At 69.6% G+C, this 4,345-nt stretch carries 4 protein-coding genes; 3 read left to right on the forward strand and 1 reads right to left on the reverse strand.

The features are described from left to right. Nucleotides 1-593, forward strand: a 593-nt coding sequence (locus P1V51_25315; GenBank protein MDF1566376.1) for a thiolase family protein, incomplete at its 5' end; no start/stop codon positions are given. A 67-nt stretch (nucleotides 594-660) separates the two neighbouring features. Here P1V51_25315 and P1V51_25320 read toward each other — a convergent pair. Continuing rightward, on the reverse strand, nucleotides 661-1,155 hold the full coding sequence (locus P1V51_25320) for a ferritin-like domain-containing protein (GenBank protein ID MDF1566377.1): 495 nt from the start codon (nucleotides 1,153-1,155) through the stop codon (nucleotides 661-663). Nucleotides 1,156-1,395: 240 nt separating this feature from the next. Between P1V51_25320 and P1V51_25325 the strand changes: the two genes are divergently transcribed. Beyond that, nucleotides 1,396-1,887, forward strand: a complete 492-nt coding sequence (locus P1V51_25325) for a hypothetical protein (protein MDF1566378.1) — start codon at nucleotides 1,396-1,398, stop codon at nucleotides 1,885-1,887. Nucleotides 1,888-1,951: 64 nt separating this feature from the next. After that, complete coding sequence (locus P1V51_25330; GenBank protein ID MDF1566379.1) at nucleotides 1,952-4,228, forward strand: Na-K-Cl cotransporter; 2,277 nt, start codon at nucleotides 1,952-1,954, stop codon at nucleotides 4,226-4,228. Nucleotides 4,229-4,345: the final 117 nt, after the last annotated feature.

Genomic DNA, 4,345 nt, shown 5'->3' on the forward strand with positions numbered 1-4,345 from the left:
TGAAGACCCGGGTCTTCAAGGACGGCGAGTGGCACGAGATCACCGTCGACCAGGACGAGCTGCCCCGCCCCGAGACCACCCTCGAGGGGCTGGGCAAGCTGCGCCCCGCCTTCGACGTGGGCCCCGAGGGCACGGTGACCGCCGGCAACTCCTCGCCCCTGACCGACGGCGCCGCCGCCGCGGTGGTGATGAGCGCCGACAAGGCCAAGGAGCTCGGCCTGACGCCCCTGGGCGTCTTCCGCGGCTTCCAGGTCGTGGGCGTGCCGCCGGAGCTCATGGGCATCGGTCCGGTCCCGGCGATCCGCAAGCTCCTCGCCAAGTTCGACCTGAAGATCGAGGACATCGATCTCTTCGAGATCAACGAGGCCTTCGCCTCCCAGGCGGCCTACTGCCAGCGGGAGCTGGGCATCGCCGATGACAAGGTCAACGTCAACGGCGGCGCCATCGCCCTGGGCCACCCCCTGGGGGCCACCGGCGCCAAGCTCACCGCGACGCTCCTCCACGAGCTGAAGCGGCGGGGCGGCCGCTACGGCATCGTCAGCATGTGCATCGGCGGCGGCATGGGCGCCGCGGCGCTCTTCGAGCGCGTCTGATCGCGGATCGGAGCGCCGGAGCGAGGAGGGCGTCTCACCCCGTGGAGGGTGGGGCGCCCTTCCTCTCTCAGGGCTGGGGGCCGCTGCCGCCGCCGCGGCCGCGCTCGATGGCCTGGAGGGCCAGGTAGCTCTGGCCGTACTTCTCGAGGTTCTCGAGCTCGTTGTCCCACTGGCCGTAGTGGCGCTCCTCGTCGTCGACCAGCGCCTCGAAGAGCTTGCGGCTGGCCGAGTCGGCGTTGGCGCTGCACTCGTTGGCCCAGAGGTTGTAGTCCTTGATCGAGCCCTGCTCCATCTTCACCGAGAGCTTCAGCATCTCGACCGGGTCGTGGATCTTCTGGACCTCCTCCGAGGCCTTCAGCTCCACCTCGCCCTTCAGGAAGAGGATCCGCTCGGCGATCGTCTCGATGTGCCGCATCTCCTCGAGGGCGGTCTGGAAGAAGAGGCGGGCGAGCAGGTCGAGGCCCTGATCGTCGCAGTGGAAGTGAAAGTACATATACTGATGGACGGCCGAGAGCTCGTCCGCCACCGCCTGGTTCAACCGCTCGATGCTCTTCTCGTACATGGGCATGCCTCCTTCGCGCCGCGCCACTCTAAACCAGAAATCACGATTCCCGATCACGTCTGGCTTGCAGGCCGCACCCGCCTGCCGCGTCAGGCCTCGGTCACCTAGCTAAGGCTAGGCTCCCTCGCCCTTCCTCGCATTCGGGCACGTCCGCGGCGCCATCCGCTGTTCGGGAATCATGATCTCTGGTTTAGGGGATCTCTCCGGTCGACGGCCAGCCGGCCGCAGCTCCTCGGGGCCGTGCCCCTGCGGGACGACGGGGGCTTCTGCGTGGCCGACGTCGAGGGCGAGCAGGTGATGCAGGGCCGCTTCGACGTCTCCTTCCAGAACGCCGAGTTCAACCAGGGCTTCCTCCTCCTGGGGCGCAGCGACACCTACGAGCTGGAGAGGCTGGTGACGCGCTACGACGCCGTCGAGCAGGAGCTCTCCTGGCTCATGGAGGCCCTCGGGGAGCGGGAGATCCCCGCCTCCGGGGTCCTGGAGCGGGGCCGCACGACGGGGCTGGGGTTGAACCTGATCCCGCGGGACGTCGCCGCGGTCCTGGCGGCCGATCCCTCGCTCTCCGACTCCGCGGCGCGGGTGACCGTCATCGTCCAGTGGTGGCTGGGCGAGCCCCGGGGCGCCGGCCACGCCTTCGACGTCGAGGTCTGCAACGGCTGCCTCGGCTGCCCCGACGGCAGCGAGCCCATCTTCCCCTGTGGGCCCGGCTCCCCGCCGATGGTCTGCCCCTGATCTCGTTCTCCCTTGCGGTCGGTTCGTCCGGGTGGGGTAGACTCTGCCGCACTCCGGCACGGCGATGAGCAAGAAGGAAAACCAGAAGGCCACCGGCCTCAAGGCCCTCTGGCCCTTCCCCCGCGGTCCGGCGCGCCCGGCGGACGGAAAGCTCGGGACCTTCCTCGGCGTCTACCTGCCGACGATCCTGACGATCCTCGGCGTCATCATGTACCTGCGCTTCGGCTGGGTGATCGGGCACATGGGGCTCTGGAAGACCCTGGCGATCGTGCTGATCGCCAACAGCATCACCTTCATCACCGCGCTCTCCTTCTCGGCGGTGGCCACCAACATCCGGGTGGGGGTGGGCGGCGCCTACTACATGATCTCCCGCTCCCTCGGCCTGGAGATCGGCGGCGCGATCGGCCTGCCCCTCTTCCTCTCCCAGGCTTTCTCGGTGACCCTCTACGCCTTCGGTCTGGCCGAGTCCCTGCGGATCCTCTGGCCCGGCGTGCCGGTGCAGATCGCGGCCTTCATCATCGTCGCCGCCGTCGGCGCGCTGGCCCTGAAGGGCGCGGCCATGGCCCTGAAGGTGCAGATCCCCCTGCTGGTGCTGATCGTGATCTCGATCATCGCGCTGATCATCGGGGTCGCCGAGGGGAACGTCGCCACGATGATGGGGCCCGAGACCGAGGAGGCCGCCACGAACCCCGGCTTCTGGGGCGTCTTCGCGGTCTTCTTCCCGGCGGTCACCGGCATCATGGCCGGCCTCGGCCTCTCGGGGGACCTGCGCGATCCCGGCAAGTCGATCCCGGTGGGCGCCATCACCGCCACCCTCACCGGCCTGATGGTCTACCTGGGGATCCCCTTCCTGCTGGTCGTCGGCGCCACCGACATGGCGCTGCGGAGCGAGCCGATGATCTGGACCAAGATCGCGCCCCTGGGCGCGGTGGCGATCCTGCCCGGCCTCTGGGGGGCGATCTTCTCCTCGGCGGTGGGCTCGGTCCTCGGCGCGCCGCGCACCCTGCAGGCTCTGGCCATCGACAGCCTGGCGCCCAAGGCCCTGGAGGGGAAGCCCGAGCAGAGCGAGCCCATCCTGGGGCTGGTCGTGACCATGGTCATCGCCCTGGGCGCGGTCTTCCTGGGCGAGCTGAACGCCGTGGCCCTGGTGGTCTCGATGTTCTTCCTCACCGTCTACGGGATGGTGAACCTCGTCGCCGCCCTGGAGCAGGTCTCGGGCGACCCCTCCTGGCGCCCCAAGCTGCGGGTGCACTGGGCCCTCTCCCTGGTGGGCGGCGTCGCCTGCTTCGCGGTGATGTTCCTCATCCACGCCCCGGCGGCGGCGGCGGCCATCGGGGTGGAGCTCCTGCTCTGGCTGGCGCTCGACCGCCGCGAGCGGGAGGCCGAGTGGGGGGACGCCCGGCGGGGGATGTACGAGGCCCTGATCCGCTGGTCGCTCTTCCGCCTCGCCGCCCGCCCCCTCTCGGCCCGCAACTGGCGGCCCCACGTCCTGGTCTTCACCGAGAACCTCGATCGCCGCCTCGACCTGGTCCGCTTCGGCACCTGGTTCTCCCAGGGGCGGGGCGTGGTCACGATCTGCGAGCTGGTGGTGGGCGACCTCCTCGATCCCAGGATCGACCCCGCCGAGCGCCGGATGCAGATGCGGCGGAGCCTCGATCGCGAGGGCCTGGTGGCCTTCGCCGAGGTCGACGTGGTCGAGGACGTGATCAGCGGCATGGCGCACGTGGCCCAGGCCAACGGCATGGCGGGGCTGCACAGCAACACCGTGATGGTGGGCTGGCCCAGCCAGCCCGAGCGGGTCGAGGAGCTGATGCACGTGGTGCAGCGCCTCGACCGCCTGCAGAAGTCGGTGATCCTGGGCCGCATCCAGGCCGGGATGGATCCCCGCCACAGCCACCGCCGCGAGATCCACGTCTGGTGGGGCGGCCTCCAGCGCAACGGCGACCTGATGCTGCTCCTCGCCCACCTGCTCAAGCGCAACCCCGAGTGGCGCAACGTGAAGATCCGGGTGCTCTCCCTGGCGAGCAACGATCACATGAAGGAGCAGACCGAGCGCCACCTCGAGCAGTTCCTCCCCGAGATCCGCATCGACGCGAAGTGCACGGTGCGGCTGCTGCCCGAGGGCGAGCGGGTCAGCAAGATCATCCACGAGGAGAGCGCCGAGGCCGACGTGGTCTTCCTCGGGCTGCAGGTGCCCAAGCCCGGGCGGGAGGCTCAGGCCGTCGAGCGGATGCAGGCTCTGGCGGAGGGGCTGCGCACGGTCTTCTTCGTGCGCAACTCCAGCCTCTTCGGCGGTGAGCTGGTCTCCGCCTCCGCCGAGGCGCCGGCCAAGGAGCCTTGAGCTCGAAGGGTCCGTGTGGGGTGGTGTGTGCGGGTGTCGTTTGATCCGGTGGCGGCGCTTCACCCTGGACTTGATCCGGTTTCGTAGACAGTTTTCTTATGCACACAGGCGGGCCGT

Source organism: Deltaproteobacteria bacterium, assembly GCA_029210625.1.
Taxonomy (GTDB): Bacteria; Myxococcota; Myxococcia; order SLRQ01; family SLRQ01; genus JARGFU01.

Bases quoted from the DNA above. Each gene is read 5' to 3' on its own strand.
- P1V51_25320 (MDF1566377.1), bottom strand. From the start codon at position 1,155: ATGTACGAGAAGAGCATCGAGCGGTTGAACCAGGCGGTGGCGGACGAG.
- P1V51_25330 (MDF1566379.1), top strand. From the start codon at position 1,952: ATGAGCAAGAAGGAAAACCAGAAGGCCACCGGCCTCAAGGCCCTCTGG.